General features: G+C 52.7%; 19 protein-coding genes. 18 read left to right on the top strand and 1 reads right to left on the bottom strand.

The window, feature by feature from the left end; all coding sequences use genetic code 11:
* The first annotated feature begins 64 nt into the window (after positions 1-64).
* From PAECUDRAFT_RS14860 to PAECUDRAFT_RS14780, 17 genes are all read left to right on the top strand, one after another.
* A complete protein-coding gene (locus tag PAECUDRAFT_RS14860; RefSeq protein WP_006038926.1) occupies positions 65-1,729 on the top strand; it encodes a response regulator in 1,665 nt (554 codons plus the stop codon).
* A gap of 29 nt (positions 1,730-1,758) precedes the next feature.
* Positions 1,759-3,561, top strand: coding sequence for a cache domain-containing sensor histidine kinase (locus PAECUDRAFT_RS14855; RefSeq protein ID WP_006038925.1), 1,803 nt, complete (start codon positions 1,759-1,761; stop codon positions 3,559-3,561).
* Entirely contained in the window at positions 3,551-4,549 is a 999-nt protein-coding gene (locus PAECUDRAFT_RS14850) for a substrate-binding domain-containing protein (RefSeq protein WP_006038924.1), read from the top strand. The genes PAECUDRAFT_RS14855 and PAECUDRAFT_RS14850 overlap by 11 nt, the downstream gene beginning before the upstream one ends.
* 197 nt (positions 4,550-4,746) lie before the next feature.
* Positions 4,747-5,805 (top strand): galactose ABC transporter substrate-binding protein, encoded by a 1,059-nt coding sequence (locus PAECUDRAFT_RS14845; protein ID WP_006038923.1) that lies wholly within the window; start codon positions 4,747-4,749, stop codon positions 5,803-5,805.
* An 84-nt stretch (positions 5,806-5,889) separates the two neighbouring features.
* Entirely contained in the window at positions 5,890-7,428 is a 1,539-nt protein-coding gene (locus PAECUDRAFT_RS14840) for a sugar ABC transporter ATP-binding protein (RefSeq protein WP_006038922.1), read from the top strand.
* The gene (gene mglC, locus PAECUDRAFT_RS14835) at positions 7,425-8,444 is read left to right on the top strand and encodes a galactose/methyl galactoside ABC transporter permease MglC (protein ID WP_006038921.1); all 1,020 of its coding nucleotides are present in this window, start codon (positions 7,425-7,427) and stop codon (positions 8,442-8,444) included. The genes PAECUDRAFT_RS14840 and mglC overlap by 4 nt, the downstream gene beginning before the upstream one ends.
* A 90-nt stretch (positions 8,445-8,534) precedes the next feature.
* Positions 8,535-10,238, top strand: coding sequence for a methyl-accepting chemotaxis protein (locus PAECUDRAFT_RS14830; RefSeq protein WP_006038920.1), 1,704 nt, complete (start codon positions 8,535-8,537; stop codon positions 10,236-10,238).
* A gap of 150 nt (positions 10,239-10,388) precedes the next feature.
* Positions 10,389-11,030 carry an FMN-dependent NADH-azoreductase gene (locus PAECUDRAFT_RS14825; protein ID WP_006038919.1) on the top strand — a complete coding sequence of 214 codons (642 nt, stop codon included), beginning with the start codon at positions 10,389-10,391 and terminating at the stop codon, positions 11,028-11,030.
* 270 nt (positions 11,031-11,300) lie between these two features.
* Positions 11,301-12,071 (top strand): ABC transporter ATP-binding protein, encoded by a 771-nt coding sequence (locus PAECUDRAFT_RS14820; RefSeq protein WP_006038918.1) that lies wholly within the window; start codon positions 11,301-11,303, stop codon positions 12,069-12,071.
* 39 nt (positions 12,072-12,110) lie between these two features.
* Positions 12,111-12,953, top strand: coding sequence for an ABC transporter permease (locus tag PAECUDRAFT_RS14815; protein ID WP_006038917.1), 843 nt, complete (start codon positions 12,111-12,113; stop codon positions 12,951-12,953).
* A gap of 132 nt (positions 12,954-13,085) precedes the next feature.
* Positions 13,086-15,821 (top strand): tetratricopeptide repeat protein, encoded by a 2,736-nt coding sequence (locus PAECUDRAFT_RS14810; protein WP_006038916.1) that lies wholly within the window; start codon positions 13,086-13,088, stop codon positions 15,819-15,821.
* A gap of 27 nt (positions 15,822-15,848) precedes the next feature.
* Positions 15,849-16,334, top strand: coding sequence for a CcdC family protein (locus PAECUDRAFT_RS14805; RefSeq protein WP_006038915.1), 486 nt, complete (start codon positions 15,849-15,851; stop codon positions 16,332-16,334).
* Between the two features lie 75 nt (positions 16,335-16,409).
* Positions 16,410-17,021, top strand: a complete 612-nt coding sequence (locus PAECUDRAFT_RS14800) for a TVP38/TMEM64 family protein (protein WP_006038914.1) — start codon at positions 16,410-16,412, stop codon at positions 17,019-17,021.
* 52 nt (positions 17,022-17,073) lie between these two features.
* Positions 17,074-18,036, top strand: coding sequence for a C40 family peptidase (locus PAECUDRAFT_RS24770; RefSeq protein WP_006038913.1), 963 nt, complete (start codon positions 17,074-17,076; stop codon positions 18,034-18,036).
* 144 nt (positions 18,037-18,180) lie between these two features.
* Positions 18,181-19,386, top strand: a complete 1,206-nt coding sequence (locus tag PAECUDRAFT_RS14790; RefSeq protein ID WP_006038912.1) for a hypothetical protein — start codon at positions 18,181-18,183, stop codon at positions 19,384-19,386.
* A 71-nt stretch (positions 19,387-19,457) separates the two neighbouring features.
* Positions 19,458-20,138 (top strand): ribonuclease H, encoded by a 681-nt coding sequence (rnhA, locus tag PAECUDRAFT_RS14785; protein WP_006038911.1) that lies wholly within the window; start codon positions 19,458-19,460, stop codon positions 20,136-20,138.
* A 32-nt stretch (positions 20,139-20,170) separates the two neighbouring features.
* The gene (locus tag PAECUDRAFT_RS14780; RefSeq protein WP_006038910.1) at positions 20,171-20,530 is read left to right on the top strand and encodes a thioredoxin family protein; all 360 of its coding nucleotides are present in this window, start codon (positions 20,171-20,173) and stop codon (positions 20,528-20,530) included.
* Positions 20,531-20,613: 83 nt separating this feature from the next.
* On the opposite strand, the gene PAECUDRAFT_RS14775 is transcribed toward PAECUDRAFT_RS14780, so the two are convergent.
* Positions 20,614-21,003, bottom strand: coding sequence for a hypothetical protein (locus tag PAECUDRAFT_RS14775; RefSeq protein ID WP_006038909.1), 390 nt, complete (start codon positions 21,001-21,003; stop codon positions 20,614-20,616).
* A gap of 163 nt (positions 21,004-21,166) precedes the next feature.
* Between PAECUDRAFT_RS14775 and PAECUDRAFT_RS14770 the strand changes: the two genes are divergently transcribed.
* Positions 21,167-22,747, top strand: a complete 1,581-nt coding sequence (locus PAECUDRAFT_RS14770) for a family 10 glycosylhydrolase (protein ID WP_040712803.1) — start codon at positions 21,167-21,169, stop codon at positions 22,745-22,747.
* Positions 22,748-22,928: the final 181 nt, after the last annotated feature.

Genomic DNA, 22,928 nt, shown 5'->3' with positions numbered 1-22,928 from the left:
TATCCGATAATAATAAAATTCTAACAATGTCATAGGTGTCGAAACGTTCATGGGGGGAATGCGTGTGTATAGAGTGCTGCTGGTCGATGATGAGATTGATGTCCGCGAAGGCCTTGTGCAGGAGATCGATTGGGAGGCAAATGGGTTTACGATCGCCGGGACGGCGGAGAATGGCAAGGAAGCGATGGAGATGGCGGATCGTCTGGCGCTAGATGTCGTCATTACCGACATCAGCATGCCCTTCACGAATGGACTGCAGCTGGCCGAGTGGCTGCGCGCCCATCACCCGCTTGTCAAAATCGTGATTCTCACCGGTTACGACGAATTCGATTACGCGCGGCAGGCAATCCGGCTCAGCGTCGATGAATATTTGCTTAAGCCGTTTTCGTCGGAAAGCTTCAGAGAGGTACTGTTTAAAATCCGCGACCGGATCGAGACGGAAGTCGCCGAGCGGGAGGACGTTCGCCAGCTGCAGGAGCATTATCGGACGAGTCTGCCTGTATTGCGCGAAACCTTCCTTGCTTCGCTGCTGACGCGCAAGCTGCCGCGTTCGAAGATTGAGGAACGGATGAGCCATTACGGTCTCCAACTGCTAGGCTCGCGTTATGCGGCTGCGGTTATTGCGCTGCATCCTTTGGATGATCCGGAAACGGGGCAATCCGGCCACTCGCTGCGGCAATCGGGCGATCTCGATCTCATGCTGCATGCGATGCTGAACATTACGCGCGAGCTCGTTGACTTGAATGGAGTTGGAACCGCTTTTATTCATCAGGATAGCATTGCGGTACTGGCGATTGATGCTCATGCCGAGGACGAGGCCGCTTGGCTTGCCAAGGTGCAGGAGACGCTGGAAAACATTTTGAAAAGCATCGTCCACTACTTGAAGCTGCCAGTAACGATCGGCGTTGGCTCTGTTGTTGCCGATATCGAGGATCTCAAATACGCATATGGCGACGCCCTGCTGGCGCTCGATTATCGGCTTGTGCTGGGCTCGGAGCGGGTGATTTTTATCCATGACGTGGAAGGGCGCGGGTACGAGAAGCTGCGGTTCGACGAGCTGAAGGAGCAGGCGCTTATTCGCAGCTTGAAGCTGGGGACGGCGGAGGAGTTGGAGGATGCGGTCGAAGCGGTGTTCTCGGAGCTGCTGGAGTCGACCTATGCGTACAGCGATATCCAGGTTTATCTGCTTGAGGTTGTGACGGCCGTGCTGCGGACGGCAAAGGATGCGGATGTCGATCTGGACGGACTGTTCGGGGCAGGCTTCCAGATGCATGCCGAGATTTTCAAATTTTCCGGGCTGCCCGAGGCGAAGCGCTGGTTCCATGATCTTTGCCTGCGCCTGATGAAGCACATTGCGAGCAAGCGGCAGCATACGTACAAGGATATCGTCGAGAAGGCGATCCAGTACACGAAGGAGCATTATGTCGATCCGGACATATCCATTCAGGTGCTGTGCGCGCATTTGCATATCAGCACGGGCTACTTCAGCGGGTTGTTTAAGAAAGAGGTCAAAATGACGTTCGTGCAGTATTTGATGCACATTCGCATGGAGGCGGCGAAGGAAATGCTGCGAACGACCGAGCTGAAGGCGTTCGAGGTGTCGGAGCGCGTGGGCATTTCCGATGCGAATTATTTTAGCTTCTGCTTCAAAAAGCAGGTCGGCATCTCGCCCAAAGAATATCGAAGCCGGATTCTGGCCTCCGATTCGGAAGGACTGCAGAAGCCATGAGGCGTGACGGCAGGCGGTCGGCCATCCTTATGGATCGATGGGGCGAATGGGTGCGGCGGAGCAGTATTCGATCGATTATTTTGTGGTCGTTCTCGCTATTTATTTTATTAATCGTAGCTATTGTTGCCGTATTGCTTTATAACAAGTTTTCGCGAACGGCGGAGCAGAACGTTTATTTGAGCACGCAGCAGATCGTCGATCAGGTAAGCTACAACCTTGAAGATTATGTGGACGGCATGTCGCAGCTGTACCGGACGATCGAGAAAAAAATGCTGACGGAGGGGCAGTGGAACGACGGGGAGCTAACAAAGCAGCTTGATACGATTATGGACAGCCGCGATGATCTCGTGTCGATTGCGTTGTTCGATGATCAAGGCCATCTGCTGCGCAACCACCCTTCGCTGCCGGTCCGTTCGAGCTCCCATGTGTCGCAGCAAAGCTGGTTTCACTCGGCGCTTCGAGTGCCGGATCACCTGAGCTTCTCACTTCCGCATGTGCAAAATCTGTACAGCGGGACGTACAAGTGGGTCGTGTCGATGAGCAAGGGCATTACCGTCATGCACGAGGGGAAGCCGATGAATGTCGTGCTGCTGGTCGATATCAATTTCAAAAAAATCAATCAGCTCAGCAGCCGGATCAGCCTCGGCAAGAAGGGCTATGTCTATATTATCGACGAAGGCGCTGGCAATATCGTCTTCCATCCGCAGCAGCAGCTAATTTACATGGGGCTGCGCAACGAAAGCGTCGAGCAGGCGCTCACCTCGGTGGCGAGTTATACGGACGAATCGGATGGCGTGAAGCGGCTGAATACGGTCAAATCGGTGCAAAATATCGGTTGGAAGGTCGTTGGCGTCTCTTATCTGGATGAAATCATGACGACGCGCCAAGAGGTTAACCAGTACATGGTGCGCGTCGTTGCAGTCGTTCTTATCATGGCGATTTTGATCTCCATGCTGCTGGCTGCCATGCTGACCCGCCCGATTCGGCGAATGGGCGTGACGATGAAGGCGGTAGAACGAGGCGACTTCGAGGTCGAGCTGCCTATTCAAGGTCCGCTAGAAGTCGTGCAGCTGTCCAGTCGGTTCAATCTGATGCTGGACAAGATCAGGCAGCTGATGAAGCAGATCGTCTTCGAGCAGGAGTCCAAGCGGAAGTATGAGCTCGAAGCGCTGCAGGCGCAGATCAATCCCCATTTTCTATACAATACGCTCAATTCGGTCGTCCGCATGGTCGGGATGAGCAAGAACGAGGACGTGATCACGATGATTACGTCGCTGTCCAAGCTGTTCCGCATCAGCCTGAGCAAAGGCAAAACAACGATTCTCGTACGCGAGGAGCTGGAGCATGCGCGGCATTATTTGACCATTCAGCAAATGCGGTTCAAGCGCAAGTTTGAATTCACGATTGAGGCGGACGAAGAGGCGCTGTCGTGTCAGACGCTGAAGCTGGTGCTGCAGCCGCTCATTGAGAATGCGATTGTGCATGGCATCGAATATATGGTGGATGAAGGGCTCATTCAAATTCGGGCAACCGTAGAGGACGGGCTGCTCGTGCTGGCTGTCGCAGATAACGGGATCGGCATGTCGCCGCAGAAGCTGGCCAGCATTCTGGATCGGACGGATCTGAACGCGGCGCGTGCCGAGGCATCGCCGCTCGAGACGAGCGCGGGTTCGGGCGTTGCTGTGCACAATGTCCATGATCGCATCCAGCTCTATTATGGTGCGCAATATGGGCTTGCTTATGAGAGTGAACAGGAGGAAGGAACGACGGTGCGGATCAGCATGCCGATCGTGCGGGAGCAAGAAGAGGGGGTGCGTGAGGATGAGGCTTAGAGGAAGCGCCATTGGACGGAAACGCATCGCGCTAGTGCTTGTGTTACTGCTGCTTATGTCGGCCGTCCTGCCTGCATGCGCGGCATCGCAGCTAACGTCGGAGACGTCCGAAGCGACTCGCCGCATCGCGTTGATCGCTCCCGTTCATGCAAGCGAGCAGGGCGAGGCGATGAGGCTCGGCGCTGATGCCGCGGCGAAGGAATTCGACGCGCAGCTGGACTATATCGCGTTCGAGCCGGTCGAGGATGCGAATGAGCAGCTGACCGCTGCATTGCGCGTCATCAATGATGGCGCAGCAGCCATTCTTATTGATCCGGCGACGGAGCATGTGCTGTCGGAGGTGGCGGCGAGCGCATCTGCCAAAGGCATTCCCGTCGTAACGCTGAATGATGTTCGGGAAGCCAAGGGCGTGCGGGCGGCGGTGTCGGTCGACAACGAGGAAGCGGGGCGGCAGGCAGGAGAGGCGATGGCGCAGCTGATACACGGTAGGGGAACCGTCGTTATTCTGCGCTCGGATCGGGTCGATCCGGATCTGGCGCAGCGGGAAAGCGGCATTCGGGCCGCGCTTGCCGGGTATAGCGGGATTTCGCTCGCTCAAAGCGGGGCATGCGGCGACCAGAAGGATGCTTGCTGGGAGGCGGCTAAGCAGGTGCTGGACGGCGGAAGGGTCGACGGCGCGGTGGCACTGGAGTCTACGGGGTCCATCGGTTTGTCCAACGAGGTGAAGCGGCTGGGCAAGCAGGGCCAGATTAAGCTTGTTGCATTCGGCAGCGAGACGGGACAGCTTGAGCTGCTGCAGGACGGCGTCATTCAGCAGCTGGTCGTACAGAATGGCTTCAGCACCGGCTATCTTGGCGTTCAGCAGGCGGTTTCCCTCATGTCGAACGCACGGGAGGATAAGCCGATTTTGCTGGAGACGAAGGTGATTAATGCGGACAATATGTTCTGGATGATCAATCAGAAAATGCTGTTTCCGTTTATTCAATGATTCAGCATGACTATAATAATTCTCCTCTCGTTCGACGAAGTGATGAGAATTTCGATAGAAAGCATGAGAATTTTACATTCGAATCCAGCCGTAAATCGAGCATAATGTCGTTAGACGCTAAAACGAAGCGAACGAAGCACACGATGCTAAGGGCTGCTCGGTAGCGAACTAAGAGGTCTCCAGGGAGGTCAATACAGATGAAAAAGACTAAAAAGACGTTGATGCTTGCACTTATGACAGGGGTTATGCTTACGGCAGCAGCTTGCGGCAACAGCGCTTCCAAGACAGAGGACAGCAGCAGCGGCGGCGACACGGCAGCAGCGGGCACGCCACAGGTTGGCGTAGCAATCTACAAGTTTGACGACACGTTCATGACGGGTGTTCGTAACGCAATGTCCGACGCAGCCAAAGGCAAAGCGGAGCTGGACATCGTTGACAGCCAAAACGCTCAACCAACGCAAAACGAAAAAGTCGATCTGTTTATCTCCAAAAAATATAAATCGATGATCATCAACCCGGTTGACCGTACGGCGGCAGGCGTTATCATCGACAAAGCAAAAAGCTCGAACACGCCAGTTGTCTTCCTCAACCGCGAGCCGGTAGCTGAAGACATGAACAAATGGGACAAAGTATTCTACGTTGGCGCGAAAGCAGAAGAGTCCGGCACAATCTCCGGCCAGCTGATCGTTGACTACTGGAAAGCTAACCCTAAAGCGGACAAAAACGGCGACGGCAAGCTCCAATACGTTATGCTGACTGGCGAGCCAGGACACCAAGACGCAGAGCTTCGCACGAAATTCTCGATCCAAGCGATTCAAGACGCGGGCATCCAAGTTGACAAGCTCGCTGAAGATACGGCTATGTGGGATCGCGTAAAAGGCCAAGAGAAAATGCAAGCGTTCCTCGCTTCGCATGGCGACAAAATCGAAGCGGTTCTCGCGAACAATGACGATATGGCACTCGGCGCAATCGAAGCATTGAAAGCAGCTGGCTACTTCACTGGCGACAAATACATCCCGGTTGTAGGCGTAGACGCTACGGCGCCAGCTATCCAAGCGCTGCAAGACGGCACGATGCTCGGCACGGTGCTTAACGATGCGAAGAGCCAAGGCGCAGCTTCGGTAGCCATCGCTACGGCACTGGCTAAAGGCGAAACGCCAACGAAAGAAAACATCGGCTTCGACATCACGGACGGCAAATATGTATGGATCGCATACAAAAAAATCACGAAAGACAACATTGCTGACGCGCAATAAGGAATGATGAGGGAGGGGCAGCGGCATTTAGAAGCGTTGCCCCTCTCGCATTCCGTGAGGTTGGTCAAGTGGGAGGGATAGAGAATGGCGGAGCAACATGTACTGGAGATGAAAGGAATATCGAAAGCCTTTCCCGGCGTACAAGCGCTCAGTAATGTAACACTGAAGGTGAAGCCCGGTACCGTGCATGCGCTTATGGGAGAGAACGGAGCAGGGAAATCAACGTTGATGAAATGCTTGTTCGGCATCTATAAGCCGGACGAAGGCGAGATTTATATCAATGGCAGCAAAATGGCAATCAACAATTCCAAAGATGCACTAAACAGCGGCGTTTCCATGATCCATCAAGAGCTGCACCCCGTTCCGCATCGGAACGTAATGGAAAATATTTGGCTCGGGCGTTTCCCGACATTCGGGTTCGGTCTGTTAAAGCTTGTCAATGAAAAGCGAATGTACGAGGATACGCTGCAACTGTTCCGCGATCTTGAAATCGATGTAGATCCGCGCGCTCGGACGGGCTCGCTGTCGGTATCGAAAATTCAATCGTTGGAAATTGCGAAGGCTGTTTCGTTTAACTCCAAGGTTATCGTCATGGACGAGCCAACGTCCTCGCTTACGGGGAACGAGGTCGAACAGCTGTTCAGCATCATTAATCGGCTGCGCAAGCGCGGTGTTTCTATTATTTATATATCGCACAAAATGGAAGAAATCCTGCAAATCTCCGACGAGGTTACGATTATGCGGGACGGCAAATATATCGGCACGTGGGATTCGGGCGAGCTGACGACCGATCTGATCATCTCCCGGATGGTCGGCCGCGATCTGACGGAGCGCTTCCCGGAACGGACGAATGTGCCAGGCGATACGCTCATGCACGTGGAGAAGCTTTCTTCTCCCAATCCGAAATCGTTCCAGGACGTATCGTTCGCGTTGCGCCGCGGCGAGATTCTCGGCTTGGGCGGCCTTGTCGGCGCACAGCGTACAGAGCTGATCGAAGCGTTGTTCGGTCTTCGCGGCGTCGCTTCCGGCACGATTAGCATTGACGGCAAAGAAGTGAAGATCAAGTCGCCGGCGGATGCCAAGCAGCATAAGATCGCGCTTCTGACGGAGGAACGCCGGGTTACGGGTATTTTCCCTGTGTTGTCCGTCTATGAGAATACGATTATCGCGAACTTGGGCCGTTATCAGAATAAGCTGGGATTGATCAAAGAGCGCGAAGGCAGGACGGAGGCACAGCTGAACGTGGAGAAGCTGCGCACGAAGACGCCTTCGGTCGATACGCAAATTCGGAACCTGTCCGGCGGTAACCAGCAGAAGGTGCTGCTGGCGCGCTGGCTGCTGACAGAACCGGACATTCTGCTGCTCGACGAACCGACGCGCGGCATTGACGTCGGCGCCAAGTACGAGATTTACTCCATCATTATCGAGCTCGCCAAGCAAGGGAAAAGCATCATTATGATTTCCTCTGAGATGCCGGAATTGCTAGGCATGTCTGACCGGATCATGGTTATGAGCGAGGGTCGCATGACGGGCATCGTAGATGGCAAGCAGGCGACTGAGCAAGAAATTATGCGGCTCGCGGCACAGCAGCGATCGGCAGTTACAGGAGGGAACAAAGCATGAACACGCATCCATTATATAAAGTAAGAACTTATTTGGCGCAGAGAGCAATCTTCGTCGTGCTCATCTTGCTCGTCATCGGCATCGCAATCGCCGATCCGAATTTCTTAGCCTTCTCCACCTTTATTAACATCATGCAGCAATCCTCAACGCGTCTTATTATCGCACTGGGCGCGGCATTCGTTCTCATCACAGGCGGTACCGACTTATCGTCGGGTCGCGTAGTCGGGTTGACGGCGGTTATCTCGGCATCGATGCTCCAGATCGATACGTATGCGAACAAGTTTTATCCGGATTTGCCGCATCTGTGGGTAGGGCTTCCGGTTATTCTCGGCATCGTAGCGGGCTTGCTCGTTGGTTTGGTTAACGGTCTAATCGTTGCGAAGCTTCATGTTCCTCCGTTCATCGCAACGCTGGGCACAATGGTCGGCATCTACGGTTTGAACTCGCTGTACTTTGATATGAAGCCGAACCAATCGCAGCCGATCGGCGGCCTGCGTGCAGACTTCATGAAGTGGGGCTCGGGTTACTTCGATCTAGGCGGCGGCTACACGCTACCGTATATCATTATTATCGCAATCGTTGTAGCGGCTATTTGCTGGGTTGTATTCAACAAAACTCGCCTTGGCAAAAACATGTATGCAATCGGCGGCAACGTGCAAGCAGCGCATGTATCCGGCATTAACGTTGCACGCAACCTGATCATCATCTATGCCGTGTCCGGCGGACTTTACGGTCTGGCAGGCGTGCTGGAAGCAGCGCGTACGGGCGGCGCAACGAACAACTACGGCAACATGTACGAGCTTGATGCGATCGCGGCCTGCGTAGTCGGCGGCGTATCCACGGCGGGCGGCGTCGGTACAGTACCGGGCGTTGCAGCGGGCGTACTCATCTTCGGCGTTATCAACTACGGTTTGACGTTCGTAGGCGTAAGCCCATACTACCAGCTCATTATTAAAGGTCTTATCATCGTTGCGGCAGTTGCATTCGACATCCGCAAATATATGGCGAAAAAATAATTGCATAGCTATCGTTCGCAATCGGCCGCAGGTGTTTTTTATCTGGCGGCCCTTGCGCGTATACAGAGAAAAACTTGAGGGGGGCTTCAGGTGACCAAAAATTTTCGATTCTCGCTAGGCCGCAAGCTGACCGTCGCTTTCGTGGCGGTATCGCTGCTCGTATGCGCGACGGCAGGCATAGCGTATACGTTTTTGAACAAGCTGGACCGGAATTATACGGCATTAATCGATTCCTATTCGCAAGCGATGGAGACGGTATCCGCGATCGAGATCGACACGCAGCATCAGCATGGATTGCTGTTCAGTTATTTGGTCGATCCGACGACGGATAAAGCGAAGCAGATGGAAGAGCTGAGCAAGCAGCTTGGTTCGCGGATTGCAGGGTTAAGCGCGGAGACTGGCGAGGATAAGCACGACAAAGCTGTCCAGACGTTGGCTGAGTCGAATGCCACATTCGGTCGGCTGCTTGTGAAGGTGCGGGGCTATGTGGAGCAGAAGCGCGTAGATCTAGCGAAGACGGAAGCTTCCATGTGGGCGATTCCGATTACGGACCAGTTGAATCAAGCGGCTGAGCAGCTAGGCGCCGTAGAGAAAGCTTCGCTCCAACGGCAGTTGAGCGATTATAAGCAGGAATCCAAGAAAACGGTCGATACGCTGATTCTGTGCAGCGCGGCAGTTCTTCTCTTTGCCATTTTGATCGGCATGGTCTTATCAAGGCTTATCGTTCGTCCGATGCGGACGATGGTTCGCACGGCAGGCGAGCTTGCTGCGGGCGATCTGACGATTGCATCCGTGGACGTGCGGAATCGGGATGAAATCCGTGATTTGGCTGCGGCGATTAATGGCATGAAGGATAACTGGCATGGCATGATTAGCGAGCTGGGCCAGCATGCCGGGAAAGTAACGGAGTCGTCGGACAAGCTGCGCCAGCAGTCAGACTATATTATGCAGTCGTCGGATCAGATTTCGTCCATTATGGGCGAGATTGCGGTCGGTACTGAGAAACAGGTGCAGGGCGTTGATCGCGGCGTTTCGGCGGTGGGCGCGATGTCGGCTGGCGCGGGCGCCATTGCGGAATTGGCTGTGCGAGCAGATCAGCAATCCGCTTATGCGCTAGAGGCAACCCGTTCGGGCGAAGAAATTGTGCAATCGACCGTTTCGCAGATGCATGCGATCGAGGAGCAGATGAGCAGCCTCGGATCGTTCATCGAGCGTCTGGGCGCCCGCTCGGAGCAGATTAGCGAGACGGCGGTTCTCATTGCGAATATTGCGAAGCAGACGCAAATGCTGGCGCTCAATGCATCGATTGAAGCCTCGCGGGCAGGCGATGCGGGCAAAGGCTTCGCAGTCGTCGCGGATGAAGTGCGCAAGCTGTCTGTGCAGACGGGAAGCGCGGCTTCCGTCGTGACGGAGCTGGTGGAAGGCGTTCGGACGGAAACCTCTTCGGTAATGAAAGCGGCCAATGTCGGCATCCAAGAGGTAACGGCCGGCATGCATCGCGTGAACCAGACCGGGGAAGTATTCGGCGGCATTCGTCAGGCCATGGAGGACGTCGCGAGCCAGATTAGCAAAGTCGCAGAGCGTGCGAGTGCGCTTGTCGCGCAGTCGGACACGGCTGTCCATGCGATCCAGACGATCGAGCATGTCGCGCAGCAGGCGGCAGACGGCTCTCGCGAGGTGTATGCCCATACAGAGGAGCAGAATGCGGGCGTTCAGGAGATGATCGTCGCGATGGACGGGCTGGCGGCGCTGGCAGGGGAGCTTCAGGCGATGATCGGGAAATTTAAAGTTTAGTAGTGTCGTAGAGCTATAATAAAACGCACGCCAAGCAGCCTTTTCCTCAATGGAAAGGCTGTTTTTTTATTTTTGCGACAGTTGTCACAGATGAGCGCCTTCGGTTGTCTTTTTAGATATACCAAACAAACAACCAGGAGGAACCATTCTATGAACAAGTTGCTTGTTATTAATGCACATCCCGAGGTCGACTCAACATCTTCGTTTAGCCTTCACGTCCTTCATCACTTCATGCGGATGTATAAAGAACAGCATTCCCATGATGAAGCCATCGAGCAAATTAATTTATATCATGATGTTGTGCCAATGATAGACCAAACCGTTCTAAGCGCATGGGGAAAATTAAGAAATGGCGAAGAGCTGACAAGTAGTGAGCAAGAAATAGTAGAGCGTTCGAACGAAGTGTTGAACCAATTTAAAAGTGCAAATAAGTACGTCATTGTTTATCCGCTGCATAACTTTAATATTCCATCTAAGCTGAAGGATTATATGGACAATATCATGATTGCAAGGGAGACCTTCAAATACACCGAAACGGGATCAGTGGGCCTTCTTAAAGACGGACGGAGCATGCTCGTGATTCAAAGCAGCGGTGCGATTTATACCAATAATGATTGGTATACCGAGGTTGAGTACTCCCATCACTACTTGAAGGCGATGTTCCATTTCCTTGGAATTGAAGATTATGAAATACTGCGGGTTCAGGGGACTTCTATTTTGGACAGAGATGACGTATTGCAGCTAGCATACAAAGAGGCTGAAGAAGCGGCATCCATATTAGCAGCGAAATAATCAACGAGTTAAATTAAAGACACTTATATTGAGGTGAGATTAAATATAAAGGCCGTGTAACTTTCACAACGTGAAAGGTGCACGGCCTTTATTCATGAGGAGCTGATTATATTCGAATAAAATATTTCTCCAAGTGGTTTACTCGGGTATTGACAGTAAGCCGATATGAATGCTAAGATTAGCCCCAATAAACGGAAACGAAAGTCGCTGTACATAGTGGACGATGATGAATAATCGAGCCGAATCGGCTGCATATAAGGGGTGTTGGGAATGGGAGCGGTGCTTGAAATTCAGGAAGTGAACAAAACGTTTCGCGGAGATAATGGCTCCGGCGTACATGTGCTGGATCGGCTGAGCTTGAATGTCCACGAAGGAGACTTTACGACGATTATCGGGCCAAGCGGCTGCGGCAAGAGCACGCTGCTCAAAATTATCGCAGGCTTGGATACCGATTTCGAAGGCCAGGTTCTGCTGGAGGGCGAGCGGGTTGTTCGCCCCTCACAGGAGAAAGGGTTCATTTTTCAAGAGCATCGTCTCTTCCCATGGCTGACCGTTGAAGGCAATATCGCAGCCGACCTGTCGCTGAAGGACCCGGCAATTCGGCAGCGAGTAGATGAGCTGATTCGCTTAGTGAAGCTCACCGGGTTCGAGAAGGCGTACCCGAGACAGCTGTCCGGCGGAATGTCGCAGCGGGTCGCCATTGCAAGAGCGCTGCTGCGCAAGCCGAAGGTGCTGCTGCTCGACGAGCCGTTCGGCGCATTGGATGCGTTCACGCGCAGTCATATGCAGGAGGCGCTGCTCGATATTTGGGAGACGAATAAGACGTCGATGGTGCTCGTTACGCATGACATTGATGAAGCGGTGTTCCTGTCCACGAGAGTCGTCGTATTGGATGCAAAGCCGGGACGGATTAAAGATATTGTGCCGATCGATTTGCCGTATCCGCGCAAGCGCACGAGCCGGGCGTTTACGGAGCTGCGTACGCATGTGCTCAGCAAGCTGGAGCATACCGAGCAGGAGCAGGAAGCTTACAGCATTTAGACTAGCAATCGAATTTATTGTAGGAAGAGGTTGAGAGAGATGTCGACAACCGTACAGGCGGACGCGCGCAAGCAAGGGGTCGTTTTGAATAAGCCAGCGTCAGTGAAGAAGGGACGATCAGTCAAATGGAAGCTTGCCTATCGGGCGGCGCTGATCCCTGCCATTATTCTAGTGCTGTGGCAAACGTTGAGCACCTATGGCGTAATCTCGCAGCAGCTGTTCTCATCGCCGCTGCTTATATTGAAGCAATACATATCATTAATTGCAGACGGGGATCTGGGGCGCCATCTGCGCATCAGCGTCGTGCGAGCGTCGCTAGGCTTCGTCATCGGCGGGGGAAGCGGCCTGCTGCTCGGCTTGTTCGTCGGGATGTCGCGCCGGGTCGAGGAGTACGTGAATCCGACGGTTCAGATGATTCGTACCGTTCCGCTGCTCGCCATAACGCCGCTCTTCATTATGTGGTTCGGCTTTGGGGAGCTGTCCAAGGTGCTGCTTATCTCGCTCGGCGCTTTCTTCCCGCTCTACGTGAACACGTTCCTGGGCGTTCGCAACGTGGACGCGAAGCTGTTCGAGGTGTCGCGCGTGCTGCAATTCAGCCGATATCGGCAGATCGTGAAGCTGATCATTCCCGCAGCGCTGCCGAACATTTTGCTCGGCGTGCGGCTGTCGCTCAGCATCTCATGGCTCGTGCTCGTCGTAGCGGAGCTGGTGGGAGCGGAATCCGGCGTCGGGTACATGATTCAGGATGCCCGCTCGTTCATGCAGACGGATGTCGTGTTCGTCGGTATTACGATTTTTGCAGCGGTCGGCAAGCTCTCGGACTCCTTGGTCCGCTTGCTGGAGCATCGGCTGCTTCGTTGGCAGGATAGCTTTAAAGGCTGATAGGGAAAAGAATAGTGGCGGACAAAGGCTCTGGAGGGAGCTTTTGTCCGCTTTTTGTTGGTGAAATTTGTACTTCTGTGTAGTACGATGTAGTAAATTAGGTTAAATTTACTACTCGGGCGAGGGGATATTTTGCAAACTACAATCAAGAAACTCGATGTTTTGAATCAACTCATCTACGATAATTTGGAAAAGATACTCAAAAAACTGAACAAACGGATGCATATTAAGCTCTATGCGCTCGTTAATGATAAAAAGCAAGCTCCTACAGTCATTCGAATAAAGAAAACGGTAGCCAACGGTGATAAAGCGCTGTCGACCTCTCAGGACGAGCTGCAATCGCTGGAGAATGTATTTGCCGAGCTCAAAGTAGACCCTGCGCAGGCGGGGGATGCTTACGAGCAGATCAAAAGTTATCTTAATGAAGAGTGGTATAAGCAACATGACTCTGCCGATGCCAGCAATAATGCAGAGGCGGCAACATCCCCGTCTGAAAACGAGGATGGACATGCTGGAAGCACAGGAAGTCAAATGAATGATACAAGACTACTCTACATAAACCGAGTTCCTTTTCAATTTGGCAGGAACACCCATTCCGTTATATACATGCTGGAAATTCGTAATGTGGAGCAGGAGACGCGGCAGCAATTTTTTTTGAAACCAGAACTTTCTTTCTTGAGAATGTTGCTGGACTATTATTTTAATGATTTTTACGCGTATACCAAAAATCATATAAAGATCAATGATGATGACTCCATCACAAGCAAATATAACGAAGACGAAATCCAGTTTAATCGCAGGCTGGCGAGGCTGTTCTTTGGGAAAATGCAGAGCTATCTCCAGTCAAACAAAAAGTTTGAGGAGTTCGGATCGGGATTTGATCATGAGCTGCGGAATGAATATTACGTCAATAGTTTATTGGAAAAAGTCGATGATATTTCGAGCCTGAGCTATGAGAATGCGAGCCCCTTCGGCTCTATTCTCTTTATGAATAAGGATGTAATTACGCAGCAATCCCAGCAATCCATCATTCGGTTTACAGTAACGTTCACCAAAGATGATCGGATCGGATTAGATGATGCCAAACGGATAAGAAAGCTATTAGAGTTAACGAACGTCGATAAGGACTTGTATCTTATTGCGGATGAAAACGAGATCTATGGCCTTGGCGAAGTGAATTGGAATCTTCAAAAAGGTATACTGGCATTCCGGCTTGATTTTACGGGATTGTCCAAATATAATCTCGTCCTCGTGCGAACAGAGCCTGAGTTTGCGAGTGGGGGCAAGTTGTTTGTGGAGGACCAGAAGAAGGTTTACCGCTCGGACTTGAGTTTAATCGAAACGAAGCTTGTAGCCATATCTTTTAAAAATCCTAAGTTAGGTGAAGAAGGATACAGTTCGGAGAAATTCACAGCTCTCTTGCGCAATACGTTCTTAGAAGAGTATGGGGACTACGGTCAAGCAAAGCAAAAGATAGAGAGGCTTGATCTTATAGTACGAAAAGCCCGAGAGCAAAAGCATGGTACTATGGTGGTTATTACGAATAGGACGACGGCTGAGGAAGAAATGGCCTCTCTGCGTAAGCAGTCGACACCCATAGAGCCGGGACTGATCAATCCGGAATACATTAAATTTTTGACTGCGATCGATGGCGCGATTTATTTGGACACGGACGGTAATTGCCATGCAATTGGGGTAATATTGGACGGAATATCTAAAGACGGGGTAGGGGACGCCAGCCGCGGCGCGAGGTACAATTCTGCGCATCGCTATCTGCATAAATTGAAGGATGCTCGACAACAAAAGAAAAGCGATGAACAAGCGGAATGTGTTGAACAGAAGAAATGCGTTATCGTGATTATTTCCGAGGATGGCATGGTAGACCTAATCCCAGAATCGGAACATGAGGATATGCTATTAGCGATGGCAGAAGAGGTTATCGACTTGATCCAAGCGTCATCTCCTGATAGGGAGAAGCTGAAGGAGAAGGAGGATACCCTCCTGCAATCGAAAATTGTAGACAGTGATTGGTTGTTTAAGATTGCAGATGTAATGTATGCCAACGACAACGAGGAAAGGGCAATAGAATTTTATAAATATGGAATAGAGCGAGCGGAGAAAAGCTATGTTAACCCTCGTCATTATAATTACTTTGGAAACTGTTACTATACAATTGGGAAATATCAAGATGCGATTGATGTGTACCTTGAAGCTATTGAGGATTCTTTTGATTATGAAGATCATCATATATATCAGAGGAATATAGGTTATAGTTACTTATCGTTGGCGTTACAGTTGAAGGAAGAAGCTGAAGCTTTTGAAAATGAATTGCATGATGCAATTGAATGGTTGAACTATAGTATTGAGCGGGAGAAAACTCGTTCAAAAAAACCATCAGCAAGAGTTTATAGTAGTAGGGGAAGATGTTATTTAGAATTAAGTGATATCGAAAAGAAAACAGAAGGCAAAGTTCAGCTATTGAAAAACTCTTATGATGATTATAGCCAAGCTATTACGCTGAACTCCCATAATAAGACCTACTATTGGAATAGATATTGTGCAAATAATCGATTAAGAAAATTAAAGGGAACGCAGATAAACATAGAAAAGGAATGTATAGAGGATCTAATTCATGCGGAACACATTCAACATGACGATGCCTATATCAACGCCTTGTCCCCTTTGCTAAAAAAGCGTCTCGATCTTGTTGCAGAAGCGGCAGAATTCTACCGGAACCTGATTGGAGACAAAGAAGGTTCCCCAGAGCTACAAGAATTGCTAGCCAAGCACTCAGCCCAGGCCGAAACAAGCAAACAAGCCGAGGCGGCAGCCGGCAAAGCGCCTGATGCGGACGATAGCAAGGCATAGAGAAAAGAGAAAGGAAGTGCATGATAAATGGCAACTGGCGAGTTATATGGCATTATTATTATCGTCGCGGCACTCGTGCTGTTTCGGACGATGCGCAACTTTTACCGGCCGATGAGCGGGACGGGCGTGCGGCTGCTTATGCCGATTTTGTTCATGCTGCCGGGTGTATATGTGATTATGAATCCCAAGGCGCATGCACCGGCATCGGAGTGGTTGATGGCAGTAGTAGTTGGCGTGTTGCTATCTATTCCGCTTATTTTGACGACCGATTACGAGGTGCGCAGCGATAACCAGATTTATGCGAAGCGCAATAGAGGCCTTATCATTTCATTCTTAGCCGTATTCGTGATCCGTTTTGCACTGCGCAATTATATTGACGGGCTTGAGCCGGAGACGATGAGCGCGTTGTTCGTCTTGGTCGCCTTCTCGTATGTCGTGCCTTGGCGCGTTGCATCCTATCTCAAATTCCGCCGAGTTAGACAAGGGATGTCGTCATTTGGTATAAAAGCATAAGGGAGTAGAGCTTCCCGAGGGGGAGGCTCTTTTTATATGGCTTCGTTGACATCAGGCGGAAGGAGGTCGCGCATCATGAAGGTTTGGCGAGTGTTAATCGCTTATGCCCTGTTAGCAATCATTCTCTATTACTATCGCCATGATCTATCCGCATGGATGGAGAACGGAGAAGCGCCGCTATGGCTGCTGTTTCTTGTGGCGACTGCGTTGGCGTTCGTGCCAATCCTTCCTTACAAAATCGTAATCGGAGCGCTAGGCATTATGTATGGTCCGTGGATGGGGGCGTTGTTGAGCTGGCTTGCGGCTAATTTGGCTTCGGTGCTGCTTTTCATGCTCGTCCAGCGGTATTTTTATCGGCAAGGGCGCGCGTATTTGAAGCGGTATCGGCAGACGGAGCGCTTCTCTACTCTCCTAGAGCGGCGGCCGTTTCTAATCATCTTGGTGGCAAGGCTAATCCCGGTCTTCCCGAGCGTGCTCGTCAATATTGTGCCGGCCGTGCTGTCGATCCGGTTGTCGACATTCGCGATTGCGTCTGCGCTGGGCAAAATCCCGGCTATGCTGACCTTCGCCTTCCTGGGGCATGAGCTGATGTCCGATCCGCAAAGCGCCGTCGTGCTTCTGAGCATTTACGCAGGTTTTCTGCTCGCGATGCTCGCGGCATACTGGCTGTGGCAGAGGCGCGCATAATATTCCATCAGTGGAAAACCCTAATCCCATGACGGGAAAGGGGTTTTTCTTTATGTTCAAAAGCAGCGGGCTTGCCAAAATGAGCCTCTTGCTGGCGCTTGCGCTCGCCATGCTGACGATTGGAGGCTGCGGCGGCGGTCATCGGGCGAATCGCGAAACAGGGACCGGCATGAAGCAGCGAACGGCCAGCCTAATGGTGGCGGGCCGGACGAATGTATACCGCGTGCCGGTCTATGAGGAAGCAGGCGGTCGGGTATGGATACCCATAGCGGAAGCAGTCCGCCCGATGGGGCTGAAGCTGCATGAGGCCAACGGCATTACAGCAATTGGCGATACGGATGTCGCGTATGTCGTTCGAACGGACAGCAGCCAAGCGTTGGCTGGCGACAATCCGATCGTGCTCCCGCAAGCGCCGCGGCAACTGGGAAACAAGCTTTATTTGACCAGACAATCGCTTGCGAGGCTGTTCGGGACGAACGTCGATTGGGACCGCAAGTTGTATCGGTTGAATGTCGAGGCGCTCGATGACCGGGAGATGCTTAATGATGCCAAGGGGAGAGTGACGGCCAAAGGCATGGTCGATGCGAAGTCGGAAACGATGGAGCCATTGGCAGCTCCGCCAGATGTGGATGAGCATGCTATGGTGGAGTACGCGAAGGGCTTTCTCGGCACGCCTTATCAATTCGGTGCGGATGCGTACGAGCAGTCGCGCAGATTCGATTGCTCGTCCTTTACCCGGCATGTATTCGATCACTTCGGCATCGACCTTCCGCGCTCCTCGCGCGCGCAATCCCAGTTGGGTTCGACGGTAGAGGAGAACGATCTGCGGCCGGGCGACCTTATGTTCTTCTATACGCCGAATCGGTACGAGAGCAATAAGATCGTCGGACATGTCGGCTTATACGCGGGCAACGGCAAGTTTATTCAGACGTACGGCGATCCGGGTGTCGTCGTTAGCGATTTTAATGCGTACTGGCAGGGACGGTTTTTGTTTGGGAAGCGCGTTTCGCAATAACGAGGAGTAAAAACATCGTATGAGTGGATAGAGAGCTGCGAATTCTAGCAGCTCTCTTGTTTTTTTATTACTATATGGTATAAAATAGGAGGTCGGTAATAGGAAAATAGTCTCAGATGACAACGGAAGCGAGGATTTTGGAAAATGAATCGAATAAGGTTTAATTGGAAGCGCAGCTTCATCACTTTAACGTTAATGGCAATGATTGCTGCAATAGCGGGTGTCGCGCCTACCGCGGAAGCGGCAGTAGCCAGATACTCGTTCAAGGCGAAGGACACGACGGGCAAAGAGCATGTCGTTGCATTCGCGTCGGACAAAGAAAGCAAGGAGATCGTGACAGAGCCTTCCGCATTCGGGAACGAGGGCGACGCGATTTACAGCGGCAGCTACTATTTGGTCGCAGACGGCAAGAAGCAGAAGACGGCCGTGAACAGCGGCAAGCCGATGGACGTGAATCCGAGCCAGAACCTGATCTATAAAGTAGCGAGCGCGGCGAAAGGAACGCCGGACGTTATCGTGATCGGCCAACGGGATTCCAGCAATTATTATACGTTTGAGGCTTATGCGGTTACGGCAAGCTCGGCGATCAAGAAGCTTGGCTTCGTGGAGAAAGGGAAAGCCAAAGCGTTCTATGCCTTATCGACCTCGTACAAAATGAAAAACTTCACTTCGATCTACTTCCAGACGGTCGCGTATAACAATGCGGATGCGGCAGGCTGGTACTTTACGACATATAAGTGGGATGCGAATGCGTATCTGCTCAAGGAAACAGAGACGCAGTTCTATGGCTACGATTCGCCGTACGGCGGCGCGACGAAGAAGGGCGACTATGATACGGGCTCAAGCCTGATTAAGCGCTACGTTAACGAGCCGAAGTTTGCGGTATCCAGCAGCATGCCGAAGGCACCTGTGGTGAAAGCTTATCAATTCGTGCTGGACGGCAATACGAAGGCTAATTTAGCGGCAGGCAAAATTCCCGGCTTCAACCTCACGATGGGCATGTCCAAAGCGCAGGTTCAGAAGCTGCTGGGCAAGCAGACGGACTCTTATTACAGCGCAGGCGCTGATTTTACGATATTCGAGAAGGCATCCAGCTCCGGCTTTAGCTTCTCGGCAGCAATAGCAACTGAGGGCCCTTTATTCGCAGCGGAGATTGGCGGCGCGCAGCTGCCGGCGAACCTGACGTGGGCGACGTTAGAGAAATATCTAGGCAAGCCGATAAGCCAGGGAGAGAGCGAGGTTGATTTTGACGAGTATTATTATTACTACCGCTTCGGCAAAATCGACGTCTACATCGACGGGAAATCGAAAACGAGCAAGCCTTACTTGATCACCCTCGTCCAAAAGTAAGGGATGCAAGCACCTGAAGTGGCGATTCGCCCCCAAATAAGGTAATCTAGGAGCATTGGAGGGGTGCGCGAATGGCAGGTTCAAAGCATTATGTAGTATGGGTGGGCAGGAAGCCGGGCGTCTATGCGACGTGGGCGGAGTGCCAGAAGCAGACGCATAAGTTCGACGGTGCGAAGTTCAAGTCGTTCGAGTCCAAAGCAGCGGCGGATGCAGCGTACAAGGCAGGCTGGGAAACGAACTGGGGGCAGGGCAAAGCGGCGGCTGGCACGTCAGGCGGCAGCTCGGCAGCCTATCGTTCAACGGCGCGCTCGGCAGCTTCGAAGGCTGCCGCGCCGGAAAGTCTGGAGATCGATTATGACAGCATTTCGGTCGATGTCGGGACAAGCGGCAACCCAGGACCGACCGAGTATAAAGGCGTCGATACGCAGACGGGCGAGGTTGTGTTCGCTTGCGGCCCGATTCGCAAAGGGACGAACAATCTCGGCGAGTTTCTCGCGATCGTGCATGCGCTAAGATACTTGCAGCAGCTCGGCAGCAACAAGACGGTATACAGCGATTCCGTCAACGCGATGAAATGGGTCAATCAGAAGGCGGTTGCCTCCACGCTGGCGAGGGACGCCTCGACGGCCGAGATTTGGCGCCTTGTGGACGATGCGGTGCTGTGGCTGAAGACGAACCGTTACGAGAACAAGGTACTGAAGTGGCAAACCAAGCTATGGGGCGAGATTAAAGCCGATTACGGGCGAAAATAACGCCGTGCGAGAGTAGGGAAGGAGGGACTGCGATGGCGCTTTCTGAGCGGAGCGAACGGGAGCTGCTGGACATTGTGCGAGCTGGCGACGGCGGCAGCGGCGACGGGATGCTGAACAAGCGTACAAGCGATGGCGCGAGAGAAGCCGTCCTGTTCTATACCGCGATGTGCGGCACCTGCCAGGTGGCGGAGCGAATGCTCGAGGTCGTGCAGGCGACGGGCGTGCCCGTTCCGATCCATAAGCTGAATATCAGCTTCGCTCCCGTGCTGCGGGAACGCTGGCAGATCACGAGCGTCCCGTGCCTTGTGCTGCTGGAGGACGGCGAGCCCGTCCTGTTCGAGTACGTGATGCGGTCAGTCGACCATCTCTACCATTTGTTGAAATCATCGTAACAAAAGAGGCGTTTCCCAAGCTGCGTCATGCAGACAGGGGAAGCGCCTTTATTGTTGCTGCGAGCAAAATGGGCGGTTGCCGCTCACTTGCGCGCCGCGCGAACGACCCATTGGATAAGCTCGGCCACGAGGCCGACGGCATAGCCGCCGATAACGGCGAACAAGAACATGAGCAGGCTGGTGAGGTCCTCCCAGCCGGTCATTGCGCGGGAAGCCTGCGCCATAAGGGCAAGCCCGACGGCGTTCCCGAGCATGGCGAACAGCCAGAAGAGCCGAGCGCCGAACCAGCCCAGCAGGCCGGGGATTACGGTAAGGGCAAGCGCTAGCAGCGTGAACCGAAGCGCGTGCGTGAGCGTAAGCTTTTGCTCCAACAGTTCAAAGCGAATGAGGTTTAGCAATACGGCCATCACGATAGCGGAGATATAGGTCGCAACAAACCAATGGCGGCTGCGTGCCGCAGGAATCCAGCGCATGGCGACGCTCCTTTCAATTAATGAGAATGAATTCGAAGGGCAACTAATCGGATTGCAGCAGCGTCTAATGAGAGAGCGAAACCAATTTACAACTTGATAGGAAAGAGGTAGAGGAATGAATCAAGCAAGCGGGCTTGTCGGCAAGGCAAGTCGAAGGATTGCGATGGCAATGGCCCTTATTCTCGTCATGATTATGCTCGGTGAAGGTCTAGGAGGACAAGCGGCGCATGCGCAGGCGAAACAGCTGCAAACGCAAAGCAGCATATCGATCTATCTGGACGGGCGGCAGCTCGTCACGGATTCGCCTCCCTATATTATACCGCAGGTCAATGTCACGATGGTACCGATTCGCGTGATTAGCGAAGGGCTGGGGGCAAGCATCGAGTGGGCGCAGCAGACGAAGACGGCGACGATCCGGCAGGACTACACAACAATCGTGATGACGGCAAATCAGACGTTCGCTCAGGTGAACGAGGCGCGAGTCGACCTGGGCGCATCCGTACAGGTGAAGCAGGGACGGGTCATGGTGCCGCTTCGCTTCGTCAGCGAACAGCTCGGGCTGACCGTCGGCTACAATCAGGCGACGAGGACGATTACGCTGGTTTCGCCGACTGCCCCCGTCGATCCGTCGACGGGCCAGCAGGACGGCATGCTGCATGGAGCTTGGATTTCGACGGTGTTTAATCTGGATTGGCCAAGCACGGGCGCTTACGGCAATGCGGACAAACAGAAGCAGGAGTATGGGAAGCTGCTGGATCAGCTGCAAGGCATGGGCATCAACACGGTGTTCGTTCAGGTCCGCCCATCGGCCGATGCGCTTTATCCGTCGCAGCTGGTGCCGTGGTCCAAGGTGCTTACAGGCGTTCAAGGCAAGGACCCCGGTTATGATCCGCTTGCATATCTGGTTGATGAGACGCATCGAAGAGGGATGGCGTTCCACGCATGGTTTAACCCCTTCCGGGCAAGCACTGATGCTTCGACTGCCAGCCTCGCTGCCAGCCACGTAGCGAAGCAGCATCCCGAATGGATCGTGAATTCCGGCGGGAAGCTGTACATCAACCCGGGCATCCCGGCGGCGCGCCAGCATATTATCGATGCGATCATGGAGGTTGTCGATCAATACGAGGTGGATGGCGTTCATCTGGACGATTACTTCTACCCTTCGAGCGGAACGTTCGACGATTCTGCAGCATTTCAGGCTTATAACAGCAAAGGAATCGCGACGCTAGCTGACTGGCGACGAGATAATATTAACGAATTTGTACGTCAGCTGGGCGAGACGCTTCATGCCTCCAAGAAGGGCATTGCATATGGCATCAGCCCGTTCGGCGTATGGCGGAACCAGTCGGTTGATCCTACGGGCTCAGACACGAAAGCTTCTGTTACGGCCTACGACTCCATGTATGCAGACGTTCGAACGTGGATTAAGCAAGGCTGGATCGATTATGTCGTGCCCCAAATTTATTGGAGCCTGTCGTTCCAAGCCGCGCGTTACGACAAGCTGGTGGATTGGTGGTCGCAAGAGGTGAGCGGTACGCAGGTCAAGCTTTATATCGGCCATTCGCCATACAAGCTGGGGACGGCGGAAGCGGGCTGGCAGTCCGCGCAGGAAATCATTAATCAGCTTTCGTACAACAAGCAGCATCCCGAGGTGAGCGGCGACATTTTCTTCAGCGCGAAGGATTTGCTCCGCAATCCGCTCGGCCTTATCCCTGCGCTGCAGGCGTATTACGGCATCGAGTAGCTTCAGGAGGGGAGAGTGCATGGCAAGCAGGGGCGACGAAGCCTTCACGACCGATAGGGGCGTGAAGGCTTTTTGTCTATCCCGGAGCTCATCGATTGAACAAGGTCTCTTGCCTAAAAACCAAACAAACTTATTTTAAGTTTAAAAATAACTAGACAAATTGATTGTACGTCTATTATTA

The sequence above is a fragment of the Paenibacillus curdlanolyticus YK9 genome (assembly GCF_000179615.1).
Classification (GTDB): domain Bacteria; phylum Bacillota; class Bacilli; order Paenibacillales; family Paenibacillaceae; genus Paenibacillus_T; species Paenibacillus_T curdlanolyticus.
The sequence above is the reverse complement of the archived record's forward strand: the minus strand, read 5'-3'. Positions and strand labels throughout refer to the sequence as shown.

What these genes read in the sequence shown, in the direction of transcription:
- PAECUDRAFT_RS14845 (WP_006038923.1), top strand. Translation starts at nt 4,747, where the DNA reads ATGAAAAAGACTAAAAAGACGTTGATGCTTGCACTTATGACAGGGGTT.
- PAECUDRAFT_RS14840 (WP_006038922.1), top strand. Translation starts at nt 5,890, where the DNA reads ATGGCGGAGCAACATGTACTGGAGATGAAAGGAATATCGAAAGCCTTT.
- PAECUDRAFT_RS24770 (WP_006038913.1), top strand. Translation starts at nt 17,074, where the DNA reads ATGTTCAAAAGCAGCGGGCTTGCCAAAATGAGCCTCTTGCTGGCGCTT.
- rnhA (WP_006038911.1), top strand. Translation starts at nt 19,458, where the DNA reads ATGGCAGGTTCAAAGCATTATGTAGTATGGGTGGGCAGGAAGCCGGGC.
- PAECUDRAFT_RS14775 (WP_006038909.1), bottom strand. Translation starts at nt 21,003, where the DNA reads ATGCGCTGGATTCCTGCGGCACGCAGCCGCCATTGGTTTGTTGCGACC.
- PAECUDRAFT_RS14805 (WP_006038915.1), top strand. Translation starts at nt 15,849, where the DNA reads ATGGCAACTGGCGAGTTATATGGCATTATTATTATCGTCGCGGCACTC.
- PAECUDRAFT_RS14820 (WP_006038918.1), top strand. Translation starts at nt 11,301, where the DNA reads ATGGGAGCGGTGCTTGAAATTCAGGAAGTGAACAAAACGTTTCGCGGA.
- mglC (WP_006038921.1), top strand. Translation starts at nt 7,425, where the DNA reads ATGAACACGCATCCATTATATAAAGTAAGAACTTATTTGGCGCAGAGA.
- PAECUDRAFT_RS14855 (WP_006038925.1), top strand. Translation starts at nt 1,759, where the DNA reads ATGGATCGATGGGGCGAATGGGTGCGGCGGAGCAGTATTCGATCGATT.
- PAECUDRAFT_RS14780 (WP_006038910.1), top strand. Translation starts at nt 20,171, where the DNA reads ATGGCGCTTTCTGAGCGGAGCGAACGGGAGCTGCTGGACATTGTGCGA.
- PAECUDRAFT_RS14850 (WP_006038924.1), top strand. Translation starts at nt 3,551, where the DNA reads ATGAGGCTTAGAGGAAGCGCCATTGGACGGAAACGCATCGCGCTAGTG.
- PAECUDRAFT_RS14770 (WP_040712803.1), top strand. Translation starts at nt 21,167, where the DNA reads ATGGCAATGGCCCTTATTCTCGTCATGATTATGCTCGGTGAAGGTCTA.
- PAECUDRAFT_RS14825 (WP_006038919.1), top strand. Translation starts at nt 10,389, where the DNA reads ATGAACAAGTTGCTTGTTATTAATGCACATCCCGAGGTCGACTCAACA.
- PAECUDRAFT_RS14815 (WP_006038917.1), top strand. Translation starts at nt 12,111, where the DNA reads ATGTCGACAACCGTACAGGCGGACGCGCGCAAGCAAGGGGTCGTTTTG.
- PAECUDRAFT_RS14800 (WP_006038914.1), top strand. Translation starts at nt 16,410, where the DNA reads ATGAAGGTTTGGCGAGTGTTAATCGCTTATGCCCTGTTAGCAATCATT.
- PAECUDRAFT_RS14790 (WP_006038912.1), top strand. Translation starts at nt 18,181, where the DNA reads ATGAATCGAATAAGGTTTAATTGGAAGCGCAGCTTCATCACTTTAACG.